This window comes from Burkholderia sp. E168m22 (assembly GCF_001319805.1).
In the GTDB taxonomy this organism is placed as follows: Bacteria; Pseudomonadota; Gammaproteobacteria; order Burkholderiales; family Burkholderiaceae; genus Burkholderia; species Burkholderia orbicola.
The window spans coordinates 1-20,082 of the sequence record NZ_BBSK01000117.1; the positions used below are offsets into that span (position 1 = coordinate 1).

The 20,082-nt window shown below is 67.9% G+C and carries 17 protein-coding genes and 1 pseudogene; 11 read left to right on the top strand and 7 right to left on the bottom strand.

From position 1 onward, the window contains the following. Window positions 1-513 (bottom strand): annotated as a pseudogene (locus AP428_RS27820) (phage tail protein); the annotation flags it as partial. 108 nt (window positions 514-621) lie between these two features. After that, window positions 622-1,629 (bottom strand): hopanoid-associated sugar epimerase, encoded by a 1,008-nt coding sequence (gene hpnA / locus AP428_RS27825; RefSeq protein WP_011353724.1) that lies wholly within the window; start codon window positions 1,627-1,629, stop codon window positions 622-624. A gap of 152 nt (window positions 1,630-1,781) precedes the next feature. Between hpnA and AP428_RS27830 the strand changes: the two genes are divergently transcribed. From AP428_RS27830 to AP428_RS27840, 3 genes are all read left to right on the top strand, one after another. Beyond that, window positions 1,782-2,078, top strand: a complete 297-nt coding sequence (locus tag AP428_RS27830; RefSeq protein WP_006480292.1) for an acylphosphatase — start codon at window positions 1,782-1,784, stop codon at window positions 2,076-2,078. Window positions 2,079-2,096: 18 nt separating this feature from the next. Then, a complete protein-coding gene (rarD, locus tag AP428_RS27835) occupies window positions 2,097-2,996 on the top strand; it encodes an EamA family transporter RarD (RefSeq protein ID WP_011548885.1) in 900 nt (299 codons plus the stop codon). A 428-nt stretch (window positions 2,997-3,424) separates the two neighbouring features. Then, window positions 3,425-4,549, top strand: a complete 1,125-nt coding sequence (locus AP428_RS27840) for an OpgC domain-containing protein (RefSeq protein WP_011548886.1) — start codon at window positions 3,425-3,427, stop codon at window positions 4,547-4,549. 43 nt (window positions 4,550-4,592) lie between these two features. Here the strand turns inward: AP428_RS27840 and AP428_RS27845 are convergent, their stop codons facing one another. Both AP428_RS27845 and AP428_RS27850 read right to left on the bottom strand, forming a co-directional pair. After that, entirely contained in the window at window positions 4,593-4,799 is a 207-nt protein-coding gene (locus AP428_RS27845) for a hypothetical protein (RefSeq protein ID WP_011694889.1), read from the bottom strand. Window positions 4,800-4,919: 120 nt separating this feature from the next. After that, the gene (locus AP428_RS27850) at window positions 4,920-6,440 is read right to left on the bottom strand and encodes a peptide MFS transporter (protein ID WP_011548887.1); all 1,521 of its coding nucleotides are present in this window, start codon (window positions 6,438-6,440) and stop codon (window positions 4,920-4,922) included. Between the two features lie 497 nt (window positions 6,441-6,937). Here AP428_RS27850 and AP428_RS27855 point away from each other — a divergent pair, with 497 nt between their 5' ends. The 7 genes from AP428_RS27855 to AP428_RS27885 all read left to right on the top strand — a co-directional run bounded on the left by AP428_RS27855 (window position 6,938) and on the right by AP428_RS27885 (window position 14,825). Next, on the top strand, window positions 6,938-7,516 hold the full coding sequence (locus tag AP428_RS27855) for a cupin domain-containing protein (RefSeq protein ID WP_011548888.1): 579 nt from the start codon (window positions 6,938-6,940) through the stop codon (window positions 7,514-7,516). A gap of 179 nt (window positions 7,517-7,695) precedes the next feature. Then, window positions 7,696-9,309 (top strand): peptide ABC transporter substrate-binding protein, encoded by a 1,614-nt coding sequence (locus tag AP428_RS27860; RefSeq protein WP_006480298.1) that lies wholly within the window; start codon window positions 7,696-7,698, stop codon window positions 9,307-9,309. 11 nt (window positions 9,310-9,320) lie between these two features. Then, window positions 9,321-10,259 (top strand): ABC transporter permease subunit, encoded by a 939-nt coding sequence (locus tag AP428_RS27865; RefSeq protein ID WP_006480299.1) that lies wholly within the window; start codon window positions 9,321-9,323, stop codon window positions 10,257-10,259. A 13-nt stretch (window positions 10,260-10,272) separates the two neighbouring features. After that, the gene (locus AP428_RS27870; RefSeq protein WP_011548889.1) at window positions 10,273-11,175 is read left to right on the top strand and encodes an ABC transporter permease; all 903 of its coding nucleotides are present in this window, start codon (window positions 10,273-10,275) and stop codon (window positions 11,173-11,175) included. A 1-nt stretch (window position 11,176) separates the two neighbouring features. Next, a complete protein-coding gene (locus tag AP428_RS27875) occupies window positions 11,177-12,169 on the top strand; it encodes an ABC transporter ATP-binding protein (RefSeq protein WP_011548890.1) in 993 nt (330 codons plus the stop codon). Further along, window positions 12,166-13,185: an ABC transporter ATP-binding protein gene (locus AP428_RS27880; RefSeq protein WP_011548891.1), complete on the top strand. Its 1,020-nt coding sequence runs from the start codon at window positions 12,166-12,168 to the stop codon at window positions 13,183-13,185. The genes AP428_RS27875 and AP428_RS27880 overlap by 4 nt, the downstream gene beginning before the upstream one ends. A 167-nt stretch (window positions 13,186-13,352) precedes the next feature. Next, window positions 13,353-14,825 (top strand): OprD family porin, encoded by a 1,473-nt coding sequence (locus tag AP428_RS27885; RefSeq protein ID WP_027810513.1) that lies wholly within the window; start codon window positions 13,353-13,355, stop codon window positions 14,823-14,825. 54 nt (window positions 14,826-14,879) lie between these two features. Here AP428_RS27885 and AP428_RS27890 read toward each other — a convergent pair whose 3' ends face one another. The 3 genes from AP428_RS27890 to AP428_RS27900 all read right to left on the bottom strand — a co-directional run bounded on the left by AP428_RS27890 (window position 14,880) and on the right by AP428_RS27900 (window position 18,900). Then, the gene (locus tag AP428_RS27890; RefSeq protein WP_011548893.1) at window positions 14,880-15,872 is read right to left on the bottom strand and encodes a DedA family protein/thiosulfate sulfurtransferase GlpE; all 993 of its coding nucleotides are present in this window, start codon (window positions 15,870-15,872) and stop codon (window positions 14,880-14,882) included. A gap of 154 nt (window positions 15,873-16,026) precedes the next feature. Beyond that, window positions 16,027-16,296 (bottom strand): hypothetical protein, encoded by a 270-nt coding sequence (locus AP428_RS27895; RefSeq protein WP_006480304.1) that lies wholly within the window; start codon window positions 16,294-16,296, stop codon window positions 16,027-16,029. Window positions 16,297-16,566: 270 nt separating this feature from the next. Next, entirely contained in the window at window positions 16,567-18,900 is a 2,334-nt protein-coding gene (locus tag AP428_RS27900) for a phosphocholine-specific phospholipase C (RefSeq protein WP_011548894.1), read from the bottom strand. Window positions 18,901-19,492: 592 nt separating this feature from the next. On the opposite strand from AP428_RS27900, the gene AP428_RS27905 reads away from it, so the two are divergent. Then, window positions 19,493-19,993, top strand: a complete 501-nt coding sequence (locus tag AP428_RS27905; RefSeq protein WP_011548896.1) for a GNAT family N-acetyltransferase — start codon at window positions 19,493-19,495, stop codon at window positions 19,991-19,993. The last annotated feature ends 89 nt before the right edge of the window (window positions 19,994-20,082 follow it).

Below are 20,082 nucleotides of genomic sequence, written 5' to 3' on the forward strand. Positions count from 1 at the left end.
ATGGCGCTTCGCGGCGGCTTCGGCTTCGGCGGTTGCCGCGGCATGGCGTTGCGCGGCCGCGTCGGCTTCGGTCGCGGCGGCGTGATGACGCTGCGCGGCGGCCTCGGCTTCGGCGATCGCCGCCGCGTGGCGCTGCGACGCGGCTTCGGCATCCGCGTGACGTTGCGCGAGCGCTTCGGTCAGCGCGGTGGCTTCCGCATGGCGTTGCGACGCGGCTTCGGCTTGCGTGGCGGCATCCGTATGACGTTGGGCGGCCGCTTCGGCGGCGGCGGTGGCGTCGGCATGGCGCCGCTGCGCGGCTTCGGCATCGGCGGCCGCGGCCGTGTGGCGCTGCGCGGCGGCCTGCGCTTCGGCTTCCGCCGCCGCGTGACGCTCGGCCGCGGCCCGGGCTTCCGCTGCCGCGGCGCGCGCGAACGCTTCCGCGCTGCGTGCCGCCTGCTGCGCGGCGTGGTGATCGTGGAGGAGCTGATCGACGCCCGTGGCGAGCGAAGCGATCTGATCGTTCAGGTTCATGCGTGTCTTCTCTGCGTAAGACCCGCGATTTTAACCGCTGCGCCGATGCCGGTCCGCGCGCGACGTGTAACAAAGTGCGCAAAGCGGCGCGAGGGGCGCCGCTTTGTGTTACTTGAGGTAGCCCGCCGAGCCGAACCAGTCCAGTGCATCGCGCAGCCCTTCGCGATACGGGCGCGCACGGTAGCCGAGTTCGCGCTCGGCCTTCGCGGACGTGAAATACATCTTGTTCTTCGACATCCGCAGCCCGTCGACGGTGACGAACGGCTCCTTCTTCGTGAACTTTGCGACCGCTTCGGCGCCGACCGCGAGCGGGTACAGCGGCCAGCGCGGCAGCGCGATCGTCGGCGCCTTGCGGCCGGTCATCTGCGCGATGTCCGCGAGCATCTGCTGCAGCGGCAGGTTCTCGCCGCCGAGGATGTAGCGCTCGCCGATCCGGCCGCGCTCGAGCGCGAGGAAGTGGCCGTGCGCGACGTCGTCGACGTGCACGAGGTTCAGCCCCGTATCGACGAACGCAGGAATCTTGCCGAGCGCGGCCTCGACGATGATGCGGCCGGTCGGCGTCGGCTTCACGTCGCGCGGGCCGATCGGCGTCGACGGATTGACGATCACGGCCGGCAGCCCTTCGTCGGCGATCATCCGTTCGACCGCGCGCTCCGCGAGCACCTTGCTGCGCTTGTAGACGCCGATCGCCTGCTCGGCCGTGAGCGGCCGGTTCTCGTCGGACGGATCGCCGGCGCTCGTCACCTTCAGCGTCGCGACGCTGCTCGTGTAGACGATCCGCTCGACGCCTTCGGCGCGGGCCGCGCGCATCGTCGCGACCGCGCCTTCGAGGTTCGCGCGCTCGATCTCGTCGGGGTCGGGTGCCCACAGCCGGTAGTCGGCCGCGACGTGCAGCAGGTAGCGCACGCCGCGCAGCGCGGCGCGCATCGACGCCTCGTCGCGCATGTCGCCGGTGACGATCTCGGCATCGAGATCCGCGACGTTCGTGCGCGGGCTGGTGGGGCGCACGAGCACGCGCACCGCATAGCCTTTCTGCTGCGCGATGCGCGCGACGGCCGAGCCGACGAAACCGGATGCGCCGGTGACGAGAACGAGATCGCGGGAGGTATCAGTCATGCGTTTCCTTCAGGGCCGCGCGGGCGGCGCGGCGGTTGGGCATCGGCGAGATTGTACGTGGTCGGCGTGCGCGGCGACGCCCGGCCGGCGCGTGTGCGAAGCGGCCGACGCGACTACAATGCCGGGCTTGAATGCAACGGGAGGGCGACGCGATGAGCCGCAATGAACTGGACGAACGGATCGAGACCTACTACGTGCGGGTGCGCGGCGTCGTGCAGGGCGTCGGCTTTCGTCATGCGACGGTGCGCGAGGCGCATGCGCTGAAGCTGCGCGGCTGGGTCGCGAATCTGGAGGACGGCACCGTCGAGGCGATGATCCAGGGCCCCGGCGCGCAGATCGACCGGATGCTCGCGTGGCTGCGTCACGGGCCGCCCGCCGCGCGCGTGACCGAGGTGACGTTCGAGGAACGCCGGACCGAGAAGCGCTTCGAACGCTTCCAGCAGCAGTAAAAAAGGCACAAAACGATCATGACGGGGTATCCGGAAGCCGGGCGCGGTCTCACGCTGTCGGTGATGGCGTCGACGCTGTTCGCGCTGATGTCGGCTTACGCGAAACTGCTCGCGCCGCTCACCGGGCTCGACATCTTCGCGTGGCGCATCGTGTGGACCGCGCCGGGCGCGCTCGCGCTGATCGCGCTGCGCGGCCGCTGGCCGGCGCTCGTCGAGCTGGCGCGGCGCAGCGCGCGCGACTGGCGCCTGCTGATCGCGCTGCCGGCGAGCGCGGCGCTGCTCGGCGTGCAGCTGTGGCTGTTCCTGTGGGCGCCGCTGCACGGCCGCATGCTCGAAGTGTCGCTCGGCTATTTCCTGCTGCCGCTGACGATGGTGCTCGTCGGCCGCTTCTACTATCACGAACGGCTCGACCCGCTGCAATGGGCGGCGGTCGCGTGCGCGGCGCTCGGCGTCGCGCACGAGGTGTGGGCGACGCGCGCGTTCGCGTGGCCGACGCTGGTCGTCGCGCTCGGCTATCCGCCGTATTTCGTGCTGCGCCGGCGGATCAACGCCGATTCGCTGGCTGCCTTCGCGGTCGAGATCGTGCTGCTGTGCCCGATCGCGTTCGCGATGGTCGCGACGAGCGCGACGCAGGTCGCCGGCCAGCCGCTGCTGTGGGCCGCGCTGCTGCCGGGGCTCGGCATCCTCAGCACGCTCGCGCTCGCGAGCTACCTGAAGGCGAGCCGGATGCTGCCGATGGCGCTGTTCGGGATTCTCGGCTACGTCGAGCCTGTGCTGCTCGTCGTGGTGTCGCTGCTGCTGCTCGGCGAAACGCTGAGCGTCGCGCAGCTCGCGACGTACGGGCCGATCTGGGTCGCCGTCGCGCTGACCGCATGGCGCAGCGCGATGCTGATGCGGCGCTTGCCCGCGCGCGGATGACCGCCTCGTCGCGATGCGCCGGCCGTGCGCAACGTGCCGCGCAGCGCGCTTCATCCGAGCGTCGAATACCGCGCGTCGCGCTGCCGACTTCCGCTCACTCCCGCCGAATCCCTCGATCCTGACCGCCAACTGGCGACGCGCTGACGCGAATCTGGCGGTGCTGTCTGCTTCGCCGCGCAACGCTCGCGCTTGTAATCGAACAGAAGATTCGGTTGCACTTTGTTACTTAGGGTCTCCCCTGATCGGCTACTAGACTGGCCTGACCGACTTCCCTTCGTATGCAGCTTTTCAATGAACGGTCATCTCCGTGCCTGGCCAGCCGGGTTGGCGCGATGCGGGCATACGCGTATCGCCGCTGATCGCGCTCGCCGTCTCTCTCCCGATCCTTTCCCCGGTGCGTGCCGCACCGCCGTCGTGCAGGTGCGCTCATGTCGTTGAGCCCGCCGCGTTCCGCCATGGTGCAGCCGTCGCGCAGCGGCCGTCTGATCGAAGTCGACTTCTTTCGCGGGCTCGTGCTGTTGATGATCGTCGTCGATCACATCGGCGCGAGCGTGCTGTCGCGCATGACGCTGCACGCGTTCGCGCTGTGCGATGCGGCCGAGGTGTTCGTGTTCCTCGGCGGCTTCGCGACCGCGAGCGCGTATGGCGCGATCGCCGAGCGACACGGCGCGCGCGCCGCGCAGCAGCGGTTCGTGCGGCGCGCGATGCAGATCTACCGCGCGTTTCTCGCGACGTCGACGCTGATGCTCGTCGTGTCGGCCGTGCTCGATCACTTCGGCATCGACGCGCCGAACCTCGCGCTCGACGACGTCAGCGTGATGCTCGCGTCGCCGCTCACGGGTCTCGCCGAACTGTTGACGTTCCAGCGCCAGCCGTATCTCGCGTCGGTGCTGCCGATGTACGTGCTGTTCGCGCTCGCGTCGCCGGTGCTGGTGCCGTTCGCGCGGCGCCATCCGTGGCTGCTCGTCGCGATCAGCGCCGCGTCGTGGCTCGCCGCGGGCTGGCTCGGCCCGGAACTGCTGGACACCGACGGCTTCCGCTGGAGCTTCAACCCGTTCGCGTGGCAACTGATGTTCGTCGCCGGCGTGCTCGCACGCTGCCAGCCGTTCTACCGGCACGTCGCACTCGGTCGCTGGGGCGCCGCGGCGACCGGGCTCGCGTGCGCGATCGTGCTCGGCTGCGCGAGCTACAAGCTGTTCTCGGGGCTGCCGGTGCCCGAAGGCGTGCTCAAGCGCGATCTCGCGCTGCCGCGCGTGGTGAGCTTCGCGGCCATCGCGTGGCTGATGGCCGATTGCGTGCGCTTCGGCTGGATCGCGCGGATCGCGCAGGGCGTGCAGCCCGTCGTGGCGGTCGGCCAGCGCGGGCTGATCTGCTTCGTCGCGGGCGCGGCGATCTCGCTCGTGATCGATTCGCTGCTGCACCCGGTCGTGCATAGCGCCGATCTGCGGCACGTCGGCGTGGGCCTCGTCGCCGACGCGTGCGCGGTCGGGCTGATGATGGCGGTGGCGGGTTCGGGAACGTGGATCGCGCGATGGCGCGGCGCGGCGGCGTAGGCGCGCGCAGGCTGGTGTGCGGCGCGGCAGGCGCCGCGCGGTGTCAGTGAGGTGAGCCGATACGGGAGCGGGGCGTGGCGGTTGCGTCGTCGGATTCGGCGTCGTCGCGTTCGTCCTGCGCCGGCTCGTCGCGCTCCGCGAGCACCGCGTCGGCTTCGGCCGCGGCCCGGGCGGCGCGCATCGCGGTGCAGCGCTGCGCGTGCCGGATGTCCGACAGGATTCTCAAAAGCCGCGTTGTCTTGCTTTTCATCGTGTTCTCCCGCCAGTGCGCATCTCGCGACGCGGATGCGTTGTCTGCAACCAGTGTAGGACGCGTTCGCGTTTCTGGCGGGAGAATGTGGCGTGCACGCCGCACGCCGAGGGATAGTCCTTACTGCGCGGCGGCCGCTGCTTGCGCCTGCAACGCTTCTTCGCGGCGCTCTTCCGTGCAGCGCTGATGCTGGCGCGACAGGCGGTTCATCAGCGGCAGCAGCAGCAGCGCGAGCAGCATGCCGATCGCGGCGAGCCAGCCGAGCTTCTCGAACAGCGACAGGTAGAGCGGCAGCGACTCGGTGGCCGGCAGTTCGTGCGACGGCATCTGCGCGAAGTTTGCGACGACGCTGCCCAGATACTGCGACACGCCCGTCGCGACGAAATACGCACCCATCATGAAGCCGCTCATGCGCGCCGGCACGTAGCGGGCGATCATCGCGAGGCCGAGGCCGCTCACCAGCAGTTCGCCGAGCGAGTACAGGCCGTAACCCCACACCATGAACCACGACGACACACGGCCGTCGACCGCGTAGCGGCCGCTGATCGTGAACACCAGGTAGCCGGCTGCCACCGCGCCGAAACCGAGCGCGTACTTCGCGGCGACCGGCAGGTCGCGGCCGCCCTTCGCGACGGCGTTGTAGACCCACACGAGCACCGGGCTCAGCAGCATGATCCAGATCGGGTTCAGCGCCTGGAACTGCGCGGCGCTCCACGTGAACAGCGTCGTGCCGAACAGCATGAAACGCGGGTCGACGTTGCGCAGCGCGAACAGCGTCAGCGACGTCGACATCTGCACGTAGAAGATGAAGAACAGGATCACCTGGCCGATCAGCACGAGCGCCGCGATCAGGCCGGCGCGCTCCGAGCGCTCCGACTTCGCGATCATGTACGCGAAGATCGCGAGGATCGCGAATGCCGCCATCCACACGCTGGCGACCGCGAGCTGCTTGTGCTGCAGCACGTACAGCGTGATCAGCGCGAGCGCGACGCCGCCGGCCGCGACCGCGCCGAGGCGCTTCCAGCGGATCGGCTCGTCGTCCGGCTGCGAGCCGACGTGCGCGAGCGTGCGGTGCATCAGCATGAAATTGAGGATCGCGAGCAGCATGCCGCCGCAGCAGACCGCGAACGCGGTGTGCCAGCCCCAGTGATCCTTGATCCACGGCGTCGCGAGCATCGACACCGTCGAGCCGATGTTGACCGCCATGTAGTAGATCGTGAACGCGCTGTCGATGCGCGCGTCGTCGCCTTCGTAGATGCGGCGCACGAGGTTCGCTGCGTTGGCCTTGAACAGGCCGTTGCCGACGACGATCACGCCGAGCGACGCGTACATGTACGCGAGGTGATCGTTCGGCACCGCGAGCATCAGGTAGCCGGCGCACAGCACGGACGCGCCGATGATCATCGTGCGGCGGGCGCCGAGCACCTTGTCGCCGATCCAGCCGCCGATCGACGGCGCGGCGTAGACGAGTGCGGTGAATGCACCCCAGGTCAGGTTCGCGTGGCTGTCGGTGAAGCCGAGCCGGTCGACCATGAAGAGGACCAGGAGCGCGGCCATGCCGTAGTAGCCGAAGCGCTCCCACATTTCGATGAGGAAGACCGTCGTAAACGATCGGGTCTGTGAAACAGGTGCGTGCATCATCAATCTCGTTTGAAACGGACGGCGCGGATCGCGCGTCGCCTTGGGGGTCGAACTGGCGCCGGAGCACTGAGGCCGGGTAGGCTTGCGTCGGCGATGGAGCAGTCGGGCGGTTAGCCCGGGCCGGGGTCGGATTCCACCTGGGAAGGCGGAGCGCGGCCCCGACCGGCGCGCGAATGGTAACGTTTGCCGGTCCGGTGCGTCGGGTCCGCGCCACTTAGGGAAACTCCCGATATGGCAGCAGCTTTCAGGAACATTTGTCTCATCATCTACCTGTAAGCTTGACGCCGGTTCTCCGCAAATTCCCGGAGAGCCGCTTGCAGCTTGCCTGTGAAGCCTGCGAGTCTGGCAAGATAGCGCGTCGTTTCGTGCGCTTCGGGCCCTGTTTAGTGCACCGGGCTCAACGCCGAAGGCGTGTACGAACCCGAAGATTAAGCTATCTCCAATTAACTTAGTTACTTTCCATCAAACATTTTTTGACGACCACTTTTCGGCCTGCTATGGTTCCCCCCACTGAAAACTCGCGATCGGCAGACGCTGTCGCACTCGGCAGCAAGATTCGCGCGTTGCGCCAACGTCTGAAGCGCACGCTCGACGACACCGCTACCGCCGCGGGGATTTCGAAGCCGTTTCTGTCTCAAGTCGAGCGCGGGCTCGCGTCGCCGTCACTGACGTCGCTGGCCGGTATTGCCCACGCACTCGGCGTGACGGTGCAGTACTTCGTGGATACGCCGAGCGAGGAACGCTCGGTGTGCCGAGGCGATCAGTTGCGCTTCTTCGGGTTTGCCGATTCGGCGAACCTGTTCGCGAGGCTGACGAACGTGTCCGAAGGGCGCCAGCTTGAGGCGATCCTCGTGAGGATGCCGCCGGGGCAGAAACGGTCCGAGGTGACGACACATGCAGGAGAGGAGTTCCTGTACGTGATTGAAGGGGAAGTGTCGCTGACGCTGGAAGGCAAGACGTTCGTCCTGCAGGCCGGCGACAGTTCGCACTATCAGTCGACGGTGCCGCACAGCTGGGTCAACACCGCGAAGATCGAGTCGGTGGTGGTCTGGGTCGGTACGCCGCGACTGTTCTAACGCACGGGTATTCCTTCGTTTCATTCGACGGAATGCCTGTCGAAAGAAATGTAAGGAATACTAACATGCAATACGAGAATCACGGGCCTCCTCAATCGCTGCGCCCGTCAGCGTCTCACGCGTAATCCGCGGCATCCGCCGCGCGACGCTCACCGAACAACCTTCTCAAGACTGCCACGATGAAATCCTTGCATGCCATGTCGGCCGTGCTGGCCGCGCTCGCCCTGACGACGCCCGTCGCCCACGCCGTGACCGTTCCGTCGAACGTCGCACTCGCTCCCCAACAGGACCTGACGCGACAGGTGCCGGCCGAAGTCGAGTCGCTCGACCCGGCGCACATCGAATCGTGGACCGGCAACACGATCGGCCTCGACCTGTTCGAAGGGCTCGCGCGCATCGACGCGGCCGGCCAGGTCGTGCCGGGCGTCGCGCTGTCGTGGGAGCGCAAGACGCCGCAGACGTGGATCTTCAAGCTTCGCCACGACGCGAAGTGGAGCAACGGCCAGCCGGTGACGGCCGCCGATTTCGTCTATTCGTGGCAGCGCCTCGTCGATCCGAAGACGGGCTCGAAATACACGATCCTCGTCGAGTTCATCAAGAACTCGAAGGACATCATCGCCGGCAAGGCCGCGCCGACCACGCTCGGCGTGCGCGCGGTCGACCCGTACACGCTGGAAGTGACGACCGACGTGCCCGTCGCGTTCTTCCCCGAACTGACCGCGATGGCGCCGCTCGCGCCGGTGAACAAGGACGTGGTGACGAAGTTTGGCGACGCATGGACGCGCCCCGGCAACCTGGTCAGCAACGGCGCGTACCAGCTCGTCGACTGGCAGCCGAACAACCGCATCGTGGCGACCAAGGACGCGAAGTACTGGAACGCGTCGAAGGTGGTGATCAACAAGGTCACGTACCTGCCGATCGAAAGCGACGAAACCGCGATGCGCATGTACCAGGCCGGCCAGATCGACTACAGCTACTCGATCCCGTCGGGCATCTTCCAGCAGGTCAGCAAGCAGTTCGGCGCCGAACTGCGCCCGGGCCTGCAGCTCGCGACCTACTACTACTACCTGAACAACAGCGACGCGGCGCTGAAGGACAAGCGCGTGCGCCAGGCGCTGTCGATGGTGATCGATCGCGACGTGCTGACGTCGAAGCTCACGCAGGCCGGCGAGAAGCCGATGTACGGGCTGATGCCGAACGGCACGAAGGGCGTGCAGCCATTCACGCCGGAATGGGCGTCGTGGCCGATGGCCAAGCGCATCGCGACCGCGAAGGACCTGCTGAAGCAGGCCGGCTATTCGGATGCGAAGCCGCTGTCGTTCACGCTCACGTACAACACCAACGACCTGCACAAGAAGGTCGCGCTGTTCACCGCATCGGAATGGCGTACGAAGCTCGGCGTCACCACGAAGCTCGAGAACGTCGAGTTCAAGGTGCTGATGAAGCAGCGGCATGACGGCAAGGTGCAGATCGCGCGCGACGGCTGGTTCGCCGACTACAACGACGCGATGACGTTCTTCGACCTGATCCGCTGCGGCAGCTCGCAGAACACCGTCGGCTACTGCAACAAGCAGGTCGACGCGCTCGTCGAGGAAGGCAACCAGAAGCTCGACGACAACGCGCGCACCGCGCTGCTCACGCAGGCGCACGACATGGCGATGAAGGACACGCCGATGGTGCCGCTGTTCCAGTACTCGGCCGACCGTCTCGTGAAGTCCTACGTCGGTGGCTATTCGCTGAAGAACGTGATCGACATGCGTGCTTCGCAGGACATGTACCTGATCAAGCACTGAGCGGAGCGATCATGCTGGCCTACGCATTGAGGCGCACGTTGTGGGCGGTGCCGACGATCCTCGCGGTCATCACCGTCTGCTACCTGCTGCTGCATTTCACGCCCGGCGGCCCGTTCGATACGGAGAAGCAGCTGTCCGCCGCGACGCTCGCGAACCTGAACGCGAAGTACCACCTCGACGAGCCGCTGTGGAAGCAGTACTTGCTGTATCTCGGCTCGCTGCTGCACGGCGATCTCGGCCCGTCGTTTCGTTACGTCGACTGGTCGGTGAACGATCTCGTGAAGAAGGCGCTGCCCGTGAGCCTCGGCGTGGGCGGCGTGTCGATCCCGATCTCGATCGTGCTCGGCGTGCTGCTCGGCACCGTCGCGGCCGTGCGCCGCGACAGCGTGATCGATCGTTTCGTGATGCTGATCGGCAACTTCGGCAACGTCGTGCCGCCGTTCGTGCTCGGCCCCGTGCTCGTGTGGATCTTCGCGATCCTGCTGAAGACGTCGGAAGGCAACGGCTGGCTGCCGGCCGGCGGCTGGGGCGACGGCGGCTGGCGGTACCGGCTGCTGCCGATCGCGCTGCTGACCCTCATCAACGTGTCGCTGCTCGCACGCGTGATGCGCGGCTCGATGATCGAGACGCTGTCGAGCAACTACATCCGCACCGCGCGCGCCAAGGGCCTGCCCGGCTCGACGATCGTGCTGCGCCATGCGCTCAAGCCCGCGCTGATGCCGGTCGTGTCGCTGTTCGGCACGGTCTGCATCACGTCGATCACGGCGGCCGTCGTCACCGAATCGGTGTTCGCGCTGCCGGGCCTCGGGCAACTCGTCGTGAACGGCGCCATCAACCGCGACTACACGCTGGTGCTCGGCCTCGTCGTGCTGACGACCGTCTGCGCGGTGCTGTTCAACCTGCTGGTCGACCTCGCGTACGCGTGGCTCGATCCGCGCATCCGTTATTGAGCGAGGCACAGCGATGACCCCGACCACTCCCGTCGTCGGCCTGCCCGTGCAGACCGATTCGCCGCCGCGTTCGCGCTCGCCGCTCGAGCTGGCGTTCGCGCGCTTCCTTCACAACCGCGCGGCGCTGTTCAGCCTCGTGCTGCTCGCGCTGATCACGCTCGCCTGCTTCGTCGGCCCGTGGCTGCTCGCGGCCGATCCCGCCGCGAGCGACTGGGGCTCGATCAGCCTGCCGCCGACCTGGGCGAACCAGCACTGGTTCGGCACCGACGAGCTCGGCCGCGACCTGCTCGTGCGCACGCTGATCGGCGGCCGCGTATCGATCGAGGTCGGCCTGCTCGGCACGCTCGTGTCGGGCCTGTTCGGCGTCGCGTGGGGCGCGACCGCGGGCTTCGCGGGCGGCCGCGTCGACTCCGTGATGATGCGCGTCGTCGACATGATGTACGCGATCCCGTACCTGCTGATCGCGATCCTGATGATGACCCTGTTCGGCCGCTCGTTCATGCTGGTCGTGCTGACCATCAGCGCGTTCTCGTGGATCGACATGGCGCGCGTCGTGCGCGGCCAGACGCTGTCGCTGCGCAATCGCGAGTTCGTCGACGCGGCGCGCGCGATCGGCGTGTCGCCGGCGTCGATCGTGCTGCGTCACGTCGTGCCGAACCTGCTCGGCGTGGTCGTCGTGTACGCGACGGTCTCGGTGCCGAACATCGTGCTGACCGAATCGGTGCTGTCGTTCCTCGGCCTCGGCGTGCAGGAACCGATGACGAGCTGGGGCGTGCTGATCCAGGATGGCGCGCAGAAACTGGAATCGATGCCGTGGCTGCTGCTGGCCCCGGCCGTCATGCTGTGCGTGACGCTCTATTGCGTGAACTTCGTCGGCGACGGCCTGCGTGACGCGCTCGACCCGAAGGATCGCTGAAATGGCTGCTCTGCTGGAAGTAGAAAACCTCGGCGTGCGCTTCACGCGCAAGGATGCGCCGCCGATCGACGCCGTCAACGGCGTGTCGTTCTCGCTCGAAGCCGGCAAGACGCTCGGCATCGTCGGCGAATCGGGCTCGGGCAAGAGCCAGACCGTGATGGCGCTGCTCGGCCTGCTGGCCGGCAACGGCACGACGACCGGCACCGCGCGCTACCGCGGCGACAACCTGCTCGACATGGATACGCGCGCGCTGAACGCGGTGCGCGGCGACCGGATCGCGATGATCTTCCAGGACCCGATGACGTCGCTCAATCCGTTCCTGACGATCGAGCGGCAGATGACCGAGACGCTGCAGCTGCATCGCAAGCTGTCGCGCAAGGAAGCGATCAAGCGCGCGATCGAGGCGCTCGAATCGGTGCGCATTCCCGACGCGGCGCGCCGCATCCGCATGTATCCGCACGAGTTTTCGGGCGGCATGCGGCAGCGCGTGATGATTGCGATGGCGCTGCTCTCCGAGCCGGAAATCCTGATCGCCGACGAGCCGACCACCGCGCTCGACGTGACCGTGCAGGCGCAGATCATCGACCTGCTGCGCGAGCTGAACCGCGAGCGCGGCACCGCGATCGTGCTGATCACGCACGACATGGGCGTGGTCGCCGGCCTCGCCGACGACGTGATGGTCATGTACGCGGGCCGCACCGTCGAATACGCGCCGGCCGACTCGATTTTCGCGGCGCCGTCGCATCCGTACACGATCGGCCTGCTCAACGCGCTGCCGCGCCTGACCGACGCGGACGATGCGCCGCTCGTCGCGATCCCCGGCAACCCGCCGATGCCCGGCACCGCGCCGGCCGGCTGCGCGTTCGCGAAGCGCTGCACCTATGCGGAAGAACGCTGCGGCATTGCTCGCCCGGCGCTCGAAACCTATGGCGCCGTGGGCGCGGTGCGCGCGTGCCACCGGCCCGTGGCCGATCTGACGGGAGGTCTGCGATGAGCGTCGATGAACGCCGCCAAGCCGGCGCGACGGACGACACGCTGCTGTCCGTCGAGAATCTGAAGGTGCATTTCCGCGTGCCGCTGGGCGGCTATCCGTGGTCGCCGAAAGGCACGTTGCGCGCGGTCGACGGCGTGTCGTTCGACGTGAAGCGCGGCGAGACGGTCGGGCTCGTCGGCGAATCGGGCTGCGGGAAGTCGACGCTGGCGCGCGCATTGATCGGCCTCGTGCCGATGACGGCCGGCACCGTGAAATGGCGCGGCCAGGCCGTGGCGCCGGATCACCTGCGCGGCACCGCGATGCGGCGCGAAGTGCAGATGATCTTCCAGGACCCGCTCGCGTCGCTCGATCCGCGCATGACGATCGAGCAGGTCGTCGCGGAGCCGCTCGTCACGCACCACGCCGGCCTCGGCCGTGCCGAAGTGCGCCGCCGCGTGGTCACGATGCTCGAGCGCGTCGGTCTGAACGCGCATCACCTGCTGAGATATCCGCATGAATTTTCCGGCGGGCAGTGCCAGCGCGTCGGCATCGCGCGTGCGCTGATCAGCGAGCCGAAGCTCGTGATCTGCGACGAACCCGTATCGGCGCTCGACGTGTCGATCCAGGCGCAGATCGTGAACCTGCTGCGCGATCTGCAACGCGAACTGTCGTTGTCCTATCTGTTCGTCGCGCACGATCTGGCGGTGGTGAAGGCCATCAGCCAGCGCGTGCTCGTGATGTATCTCGGCCGCGTGATGGAGTTCGGCACGCGGCATGACGTGTACGGCGTGCCGCAACACCCGTACACGAAGGCGCTGCTCGATGCGGCGCCGACGCCGGAGCCGGCGCGCGAGCGTGCTCGCCGTCCGATGCTGCTGGCGGGCGAGATGCCCTCGCCGCTCAACCCGCCGTCCGGCTGCGCGTTCCGCACGCGCTGCCCGGTCGCGATCGACGCGTGCGCGCAGGACGTGCCGCTGCCGGAAGTGCGGCAGGGGTCGGCGGCGCGCGTCGCGTGCATCCGCGCGGGCGCGGCGTGACGTGAAGTAACGCAGCAAACAAAACCAAGGCAGGTCAACAGGGGTAGTGCGGCGCGAACGATCTTCGCGCCGCGGGTACAGGCGCGTCCTTAGCCGGGCTCGCCGGGGGGCTGGGAGCGGATCGCGACCGGCGTGGACGATATCAACACAAGACGAGAATTATTACGATGAAAAAGCAGAAGACGATCGGGACGGCATCGAAGATGCTGCTTGCCTGGGGACTGCCGGCGCTCGCCGGCGTGTCGCTGACGGGCGTCGCGCACGCCGACGACGCGGCCTCCGCGCCGCTGACGGTCGCGCAGGCCGCGCCGGCCGCCGGGTCGGGCGCATCCGTTGCGCAGGCAACGACCCCGAACGCCATTGTCAACGCCGAGGCGAGCCAGGCCGTCACGCCGCCCGACGAGCCGTCGGCGCAGTCGAAGTCGAACGGCTTCATCGCCGACAGCCATCTCGACTTCCTGTTCCGCAACTATGCGGACGTGCTTGACAACAAGGGCGGCCCGCATCGTCATGCGTGGGTCCAGGGCGCGATGGCGAACTTCGAGTCGGGCTACACGACCGGCCTGATCGGGATCGGCTTCGATGCGTCGTTGTATGCGGCGCTGAAGCTCGACGGCGGCCAGGGCGCCGGCAGCATGGTGCACATCGCGAAGGGCGGCGGCGGCGGCAACCAGCTCGCGTGGGCCTACCCGGGCATCTACGACGTCAAGGCGCGCATCTCGAACACGGTGGTCAAGTACGGTCTGCAGGCCGTCGACAACCCGTTCATGGAGCAGCACGACAACCGTGCGCTGCCGCCGACGTTCCTCGGCGCGACGCTCGTCAGCAATGAATTCAAGAACGTGATGCTCGAGGCCGGCAGCTTCACGAAGACCGACGCGCGCGGCCATACGACGCTCACCAACCTGACGACGCAATACGGCGGCACGCGCATCAATCGCCTGACCTACGTCGGCGGCACGTGGGACTACTCGCCGAACGGCGAAGTCGCGCTGTACGCGAATCAGGCCGACGACGTGTGGCACCAGTACTACGCGTCGGTGAAGCACAGCATCGGCAGCCCGCAGACGATCAAGTGGACCGGCTTCGGCAACGTCTACTCGACGCACGACACGGGCGATGCGCTGCAAGGCAAGATCAACAACAACGCGTACAGCCTGTCGCTGGCCGCGCAGCATGGCCCGCATGAACTGCTGCTCGGCTTCCAGCAGGTGCTCGGCGACCAGTTCTTCGACTACCTGAACGAAACGAACGGCATCTTCCTGGCCAACTCGATGGACGTCGACTACAACGCGCCGCACGAAAAATCGCTGCAACTGCGTTACACGTTCTACGGCAAGGACGCCGGCCTGCCGGGCTTCAAGGCGATGGTGTGGGGCGTGACGGGCTGGGGCGCGGACGGCAGCGCGGGCGCGGCGAACGATCCGAGCAAGTCGAGCATCTACTGGAGCAATGGCGCGCCGGTGCAGGGCCGTCACCACGAGTTCGGCTTCATCCCGTCGTACACGTTCCAGAGCGGCAAGCTGAAGAACACGAAGGTCACGTTCATCGCGATGTGGCACGCCGGCTCGGCCCACTACTCGGACGCGACGAACACCGAGTACCGTCTGGTCGTGAACCTGCCGCTGCACGCGTTCTGATGGAAGGGGGCGCAAGGCCCCCTGTCTCGCACGGCCGGCCTGCGATCGGTGCGATCAGGCCGGCTTGTGCCAGCCCGCCACGGGATCGTTCGCGGCGGGCATCTCTTCCACGAGCGACGTGAGCTGGCGGCCGGTATCGCGCCATGCGTCGAGCCCGCCGCGCAGCGCGAGCGCATCGGTGAAGCCTGCATCGAGCAGGCGCTTCGCCATCAGCGCGGCCGTCACCTCGTTCGGGCACGAGCAATACACGACGAACTTTTGCGTGAGCGGATAGCGTGCGACGATGTCGCCGATCTGGCGCTCGTCGGCGAACTGCGCACCGGGAATCGTGAACGGGTCGAGCTTGCGGTGCTCGGGCGAGCGGACGTCGAGCACGACCGGGGCGGCGGCGTCGCGCAGCAGCACGTCGAGTTCATCGACGCCGATCCGCGCGTTCGCGAGCTGGCGGATCAGCGCGCGGCGACGCATCCAGCGCACGGCCGCATAGACGGCGAGCAGCGCGACGATGACCAGCAGCACCGCGCGGCCGAGGCGGCTCGCGCCGGCGAACAGCCAGTCGATCTGCCGGTAGAACACGAGGCCGGCTCCCAGCCCGACGATCGTCCACAGCGCGGCGCCGAGCGCGTCGTAGCCGGCGAACGTGCGATAGCGCGTGCCGAGCGCACCGGCCATCGGCACCGATACCAGCGACAACCCCGGGATGAAACGCGCGACCGCGAGCACGCGCACGCCATAGCGGCCGAAGAAGCGCTCGGTCTTTTTCACGCAGGTATCGCGCGACAGCGACAGCCGGCAGATCGTTTTCAGCGTCGTGCCGCCGTAACGCCGCCCGGCGACGTACCAGACCGTGTCGCCGATCAGCGCGCCGAGCACCGACAGCGCCACGACCGTCACGAGCTGCGAGCCGATCATCGCCGGGTGCATCGCGGACATCGCGCCGAACAGCACGAGCGTCGGCATCGCGGGCACCGGCAGGCCGACCGCCGCGGCGAGCACGTTGGCGAATACGAGAAGCGGCCCGTACTGGGCGACGAGGTCACGGAGCATGACGGCTGGCCGAAAAGGAAACGCGTGGGCGGGAAATGCAGATGCGCCGATTATCGGCCTTTTTCAAGGCAGCGGCGGGAATGACGCAAAGCGCCTGACGGCGGCAGGGGGATGTGGGTGAGCCGGCGCGTTGCACGCGGCTCACCGTTCGGAATCAGGAAGGCGTACGGGCGAGCGATGCGGCGCCGTGGTTTTCGCCGGGCAGCTCGGCGCCGTGCGAGCGGATCGCCGCGATCAGTTCGGCCGGCGTGATCTCGTAGCGGACCTCGCGGTGGATGCCGGGCTTGCGTTCGTCGATCTCGATCAGCAGCACGCTCTTGCCGTCGCCCGTTGCCTCGAGCCGGAGCGAGCGCAGTTCGCGGCCGTCGGCCGCGTCGTGTTCGGTGAGCAGGGTCATTGCCCCGGATGAGCCGGTAGTGCGCATCGAACCTATCCTCGTGTCGTGGATGCCGTGGCGGCAAAGATGTCTTTGTTGAATACAGCTTGACGCAGTTTAACGCGAACGGGCCGCGACACGGAGCATTTTCGTGGGGACGAAAAGAGGGCTATACCACCGATCCTTCTGATGTTTGAGCGGCGCCGGGCGGGCGTTTCCGCCGGTTCGGGCGCCGGCCGAAACCGGTACCCGAATGGCGTTCGCGGCCACGCCGGCGCGGGCGGCGACACGCGCTGCACCGCGCGTCGCCGAGTGGCGTCAGAAGCGGTCGGCGAGCCCCATCGCCGGGTCGCTGACCGAGTGGCGGCCGGTTTCCACGCGGCCGGCCACGCGGCGCGAGAAGCTCGCGTCGCTGTCGGCGGTGACGATGAAGTCGTACCAATGGCCGGTCGAGTCGAGCTTCCAGTGCAGTTCGGACTGGTCGCCGGCGCGCACCGTGACGGTCCATGCGGTGCCGGTGCCATGGCCGTTGCCGTTTTCGTTGCCGTGGCCATGACCGTGGTCGTCGTTCCCGCCCCGCCCGGACAGCGGCCCGTAGGCCTGGTTCGACTTCACCGTGAAGCGCACCGTGCCGCCGCCGTCGTTGCGCAGCCGCAGGTGGAGGTTGCCGCTCGCGCCCGCATAGCCGACGCGCACTTCCGGATGCGGCGCGCGCGCCCCGGCCAAGCGGCTCAGGTCGCCGGTGAAGCGGCGGTGAAAGCCGTTCGGGCCGAGCACCCACAGGTCATATTTACCGCCATCGTCGGCACGCGCGGCCCAGTCGCCGTGCAGCCGCTTGCCGGGCTCGACGACGTAGCGCCGCGGCAGCCGGTCGAGGTGCAGCTTGTCGTAGACGTGAAACACGGCGGCGGCGCGGCCGGTGTTCGCGAACTTCAGCGTGACGGTGCCGGTGCCGGCATCGGTGCGCGCGCTCGCGTGCAGTTCGTACGGCAGCGCGCGCGACGGACGTACGCCGGTCGCCTGTGCGGGCGGCGCGGGCGTGGCGGGCGGCACGATCTTCGGCGCGGTTTGCTGCGCGGCGCTCAGCGCGTCGACCTGGCTTTTCGTCGTGCGGCCCGCGAGCGTCGGCAGCGGCTCGTTGTTCGGCGTGCGGAAATTGAACGCACTCGTCAGGTCGCCGCACACCGCGCGGCGGTACGCGCTGATCTGCGGCTCCGCGACGCCGAAGCGCTTCTCCAGGAAGCGCAGCGTCGACGTATGGTCGAACACCTGCGAGTTGACCCAGCCGCCGCGGCTCCACGGCGACACGATCCACATCGGCACGCGCGGGCCCGGGCCGTACGGACGGCCATCGACGGCCGGCTGGCTCGACGTGGCCGGCGCGAAGTCGTGGTACTCGGCCGCGACGTCGGCGGCCGACAGCGTATGGCCGCCCGCGAGCGTGCCGTCGGCGTTGCGCGACGGCACGGCCGGCGACGGCATGTGGTCGAAGAAGCCGTCGTTCTCGTCGTAGTTCACCAGCAGCACGGTCTTGCTCCAGACCTCCGGGTTCGCCGTCAGCGCGTCGAGCACGGCCTGCACGTACCAGCCGCCCTGCGCGGGGCTCGACGGCCCCGGGTGTTCGCTGTACGCGGACGGCGGGATGATCCACGACACTTCCGGCAGCTTGCCGTTGCGGATGTCGTCGCGGAACGTTTCGAGAAAGCCGTACGGCATCGTGTTGCCGAAGCCCTTCGCGAGCGGGCTCAGCGGATCGTCGATCGCCGGATCGTAGAACGCGCCGGCCGCCGTCACCGGCTGCGTGATGTCGGTCGACGCGACGTACGCGGGCCGGCGCGCGGCCGGCATCTGCTCGATCGCAGCGCGCCAGTGGCGGAAGCTCATCATCTCGTTGCAGCCGAAGTTGTCGATCAGGCTCTGATAGACCTTCCAGTTCACGCCGGCCTGTTGCAGCCGGTCGGCATAGGTCGTCCAGGTCCAGCCCTGGCTCGACGGGCCGATGTCGTTGCCGCCGTTGAACTGGTTGTTCAGCGCGGCGATCTTCACGCGGCTGCCATCGGCCGGGCTGATGCCGTTCGGGCCGTTGGTGCCGCTCCAGTAGAACAGGCGGTTCGCGATCGTGCCCGTGTGCATCCCGCAGTGGTAGTGGTCGCACAGCGTGAACGCATCGGCGAGCGCGCGCTGGAACGGCACTTCGGCTGCGTCGTAATAGCCCATCGACAGCGGCGTCTTCGCGTCGGGCCAGCGGTTCATCCGGCCGTGATCCCACGCGGCCTGCGCGTCGGCCCACGTGTGCGGCGTGCCGCCCGCGCGCTGCGCGTTGCCCTGGCGCGCGTCGAGGTGATACGGCGTCACGGTCGCGGCGGGCGTCGCCTTCGTGTACGCCTGGTAGAACACGTCGCGGCCGTTCGGCGACGGCACCGCGAAGCGGTCGCCATAGCCGCGCACGCCCTTGAACGTGCCGAAGTAGCTGTCGAACGCGCGGTTCTCCATCATCAGCAGCACGACGTGCTTGACGTCCTGGATGGTCCCCGTTTCGTGGAAGGCGGGAATCGCGAGCGCGCGGCGAATGCTCGGCGGAAACGCGGAGAGCGCGGCGGCGGCGAGGCCGGAACCGGCGGTCTGCTGAAGGAATTTGCGGCGTGACGTCATGGCGTTCGTGTCCTGTGAGGGTGGGAGCGGTCGTGCGTTCGTCTGGGGGTGCCCGGGCGTCGTCCGGCCCCGGGGCGATCGCCGATGCGTGCGCGTTCGGGGCGGCGGCCGCGTGTCGCAGCGGGGCACGCATTGCGCCCGACACGCGACGCCCGACGTCGCGCGGATGCCGCGGCTTCGTCGTCGCGATCCTGTGCGCCGCGCGCTCGTGATGCGCGGCGGCAGGTGCCGGCACACATACCAACCCGGCGTATGCGGGACTGCGGCGGCGCCCAGTCTAGGGCGTCGACATGACGTGGACGTGATGAAGAAATGACATCGCATGTCGCGCACGTGACGTTGCGTGCGCAACGATTCGTTCAGGTGCGATGCGGGGTTGAAAACGGTAAGAAATTACCGATCTCCGTGGGCGTGACCGGTCAGAATTTTCCGGATTTTCGTGGATGGCGCGCGCGTTTCGTTGCGGATGCAACGTGACTGGCGACGGCGTGACACCTGTGTTTCAAAGGCGTGAAATCGGCTAAGCTCGATGCGTTGCTGCGCGCCTGCGCAGTCCGCGCCTTCGGCGTGACTTTTCGGACCCGGCCCACCCATGACCGATATCAGAATCCGGCACAGCGAGACGCACGACGTCGACGCGATCCGGCAGATCGCCGCGCATCCCGCGGTGTACATGAATACGTTGCAACAGCCGTTTCCGTCGCTCGAAAAATGGCAGAAGCGGCTCGACAGCGTGCGCGAGCACGGCATGAGCCTCGTCGCCGAAATCGACGGCACGGTGGTCGGCCATCTCGGCCTGCATCCCGAACCGAATCCGCGCCGGCGCCACGCGGCGGCGCTCGGCATGATGGTCGACGCGGCCCGTCACGGGCGCGGCATCGGCGGCCGGCTGCTCGCGGCCGCGATCGATCTCGCGGAGAACTGGCTGAACATCACGCGGCTCGAGCTGACCGTGTTCACCGACAACCGCGCGGCGATCGCGCTCTACGAGAAACACGGTTTCCGCATCGAAGGCGAATCGCCGGATTACGCGTTACGCGACGGCGTGCATGCGTCCGTGTATCACATGGCCCGGATCAAGGCGCGGCAATGAAGGGCTGGCCGTCGCCGACGTGACGGCACACGCGGCACGTGCTGCCGCCCGTCATATCCAATCGAGAATTCGTTCGTTTTCCTTCGGCT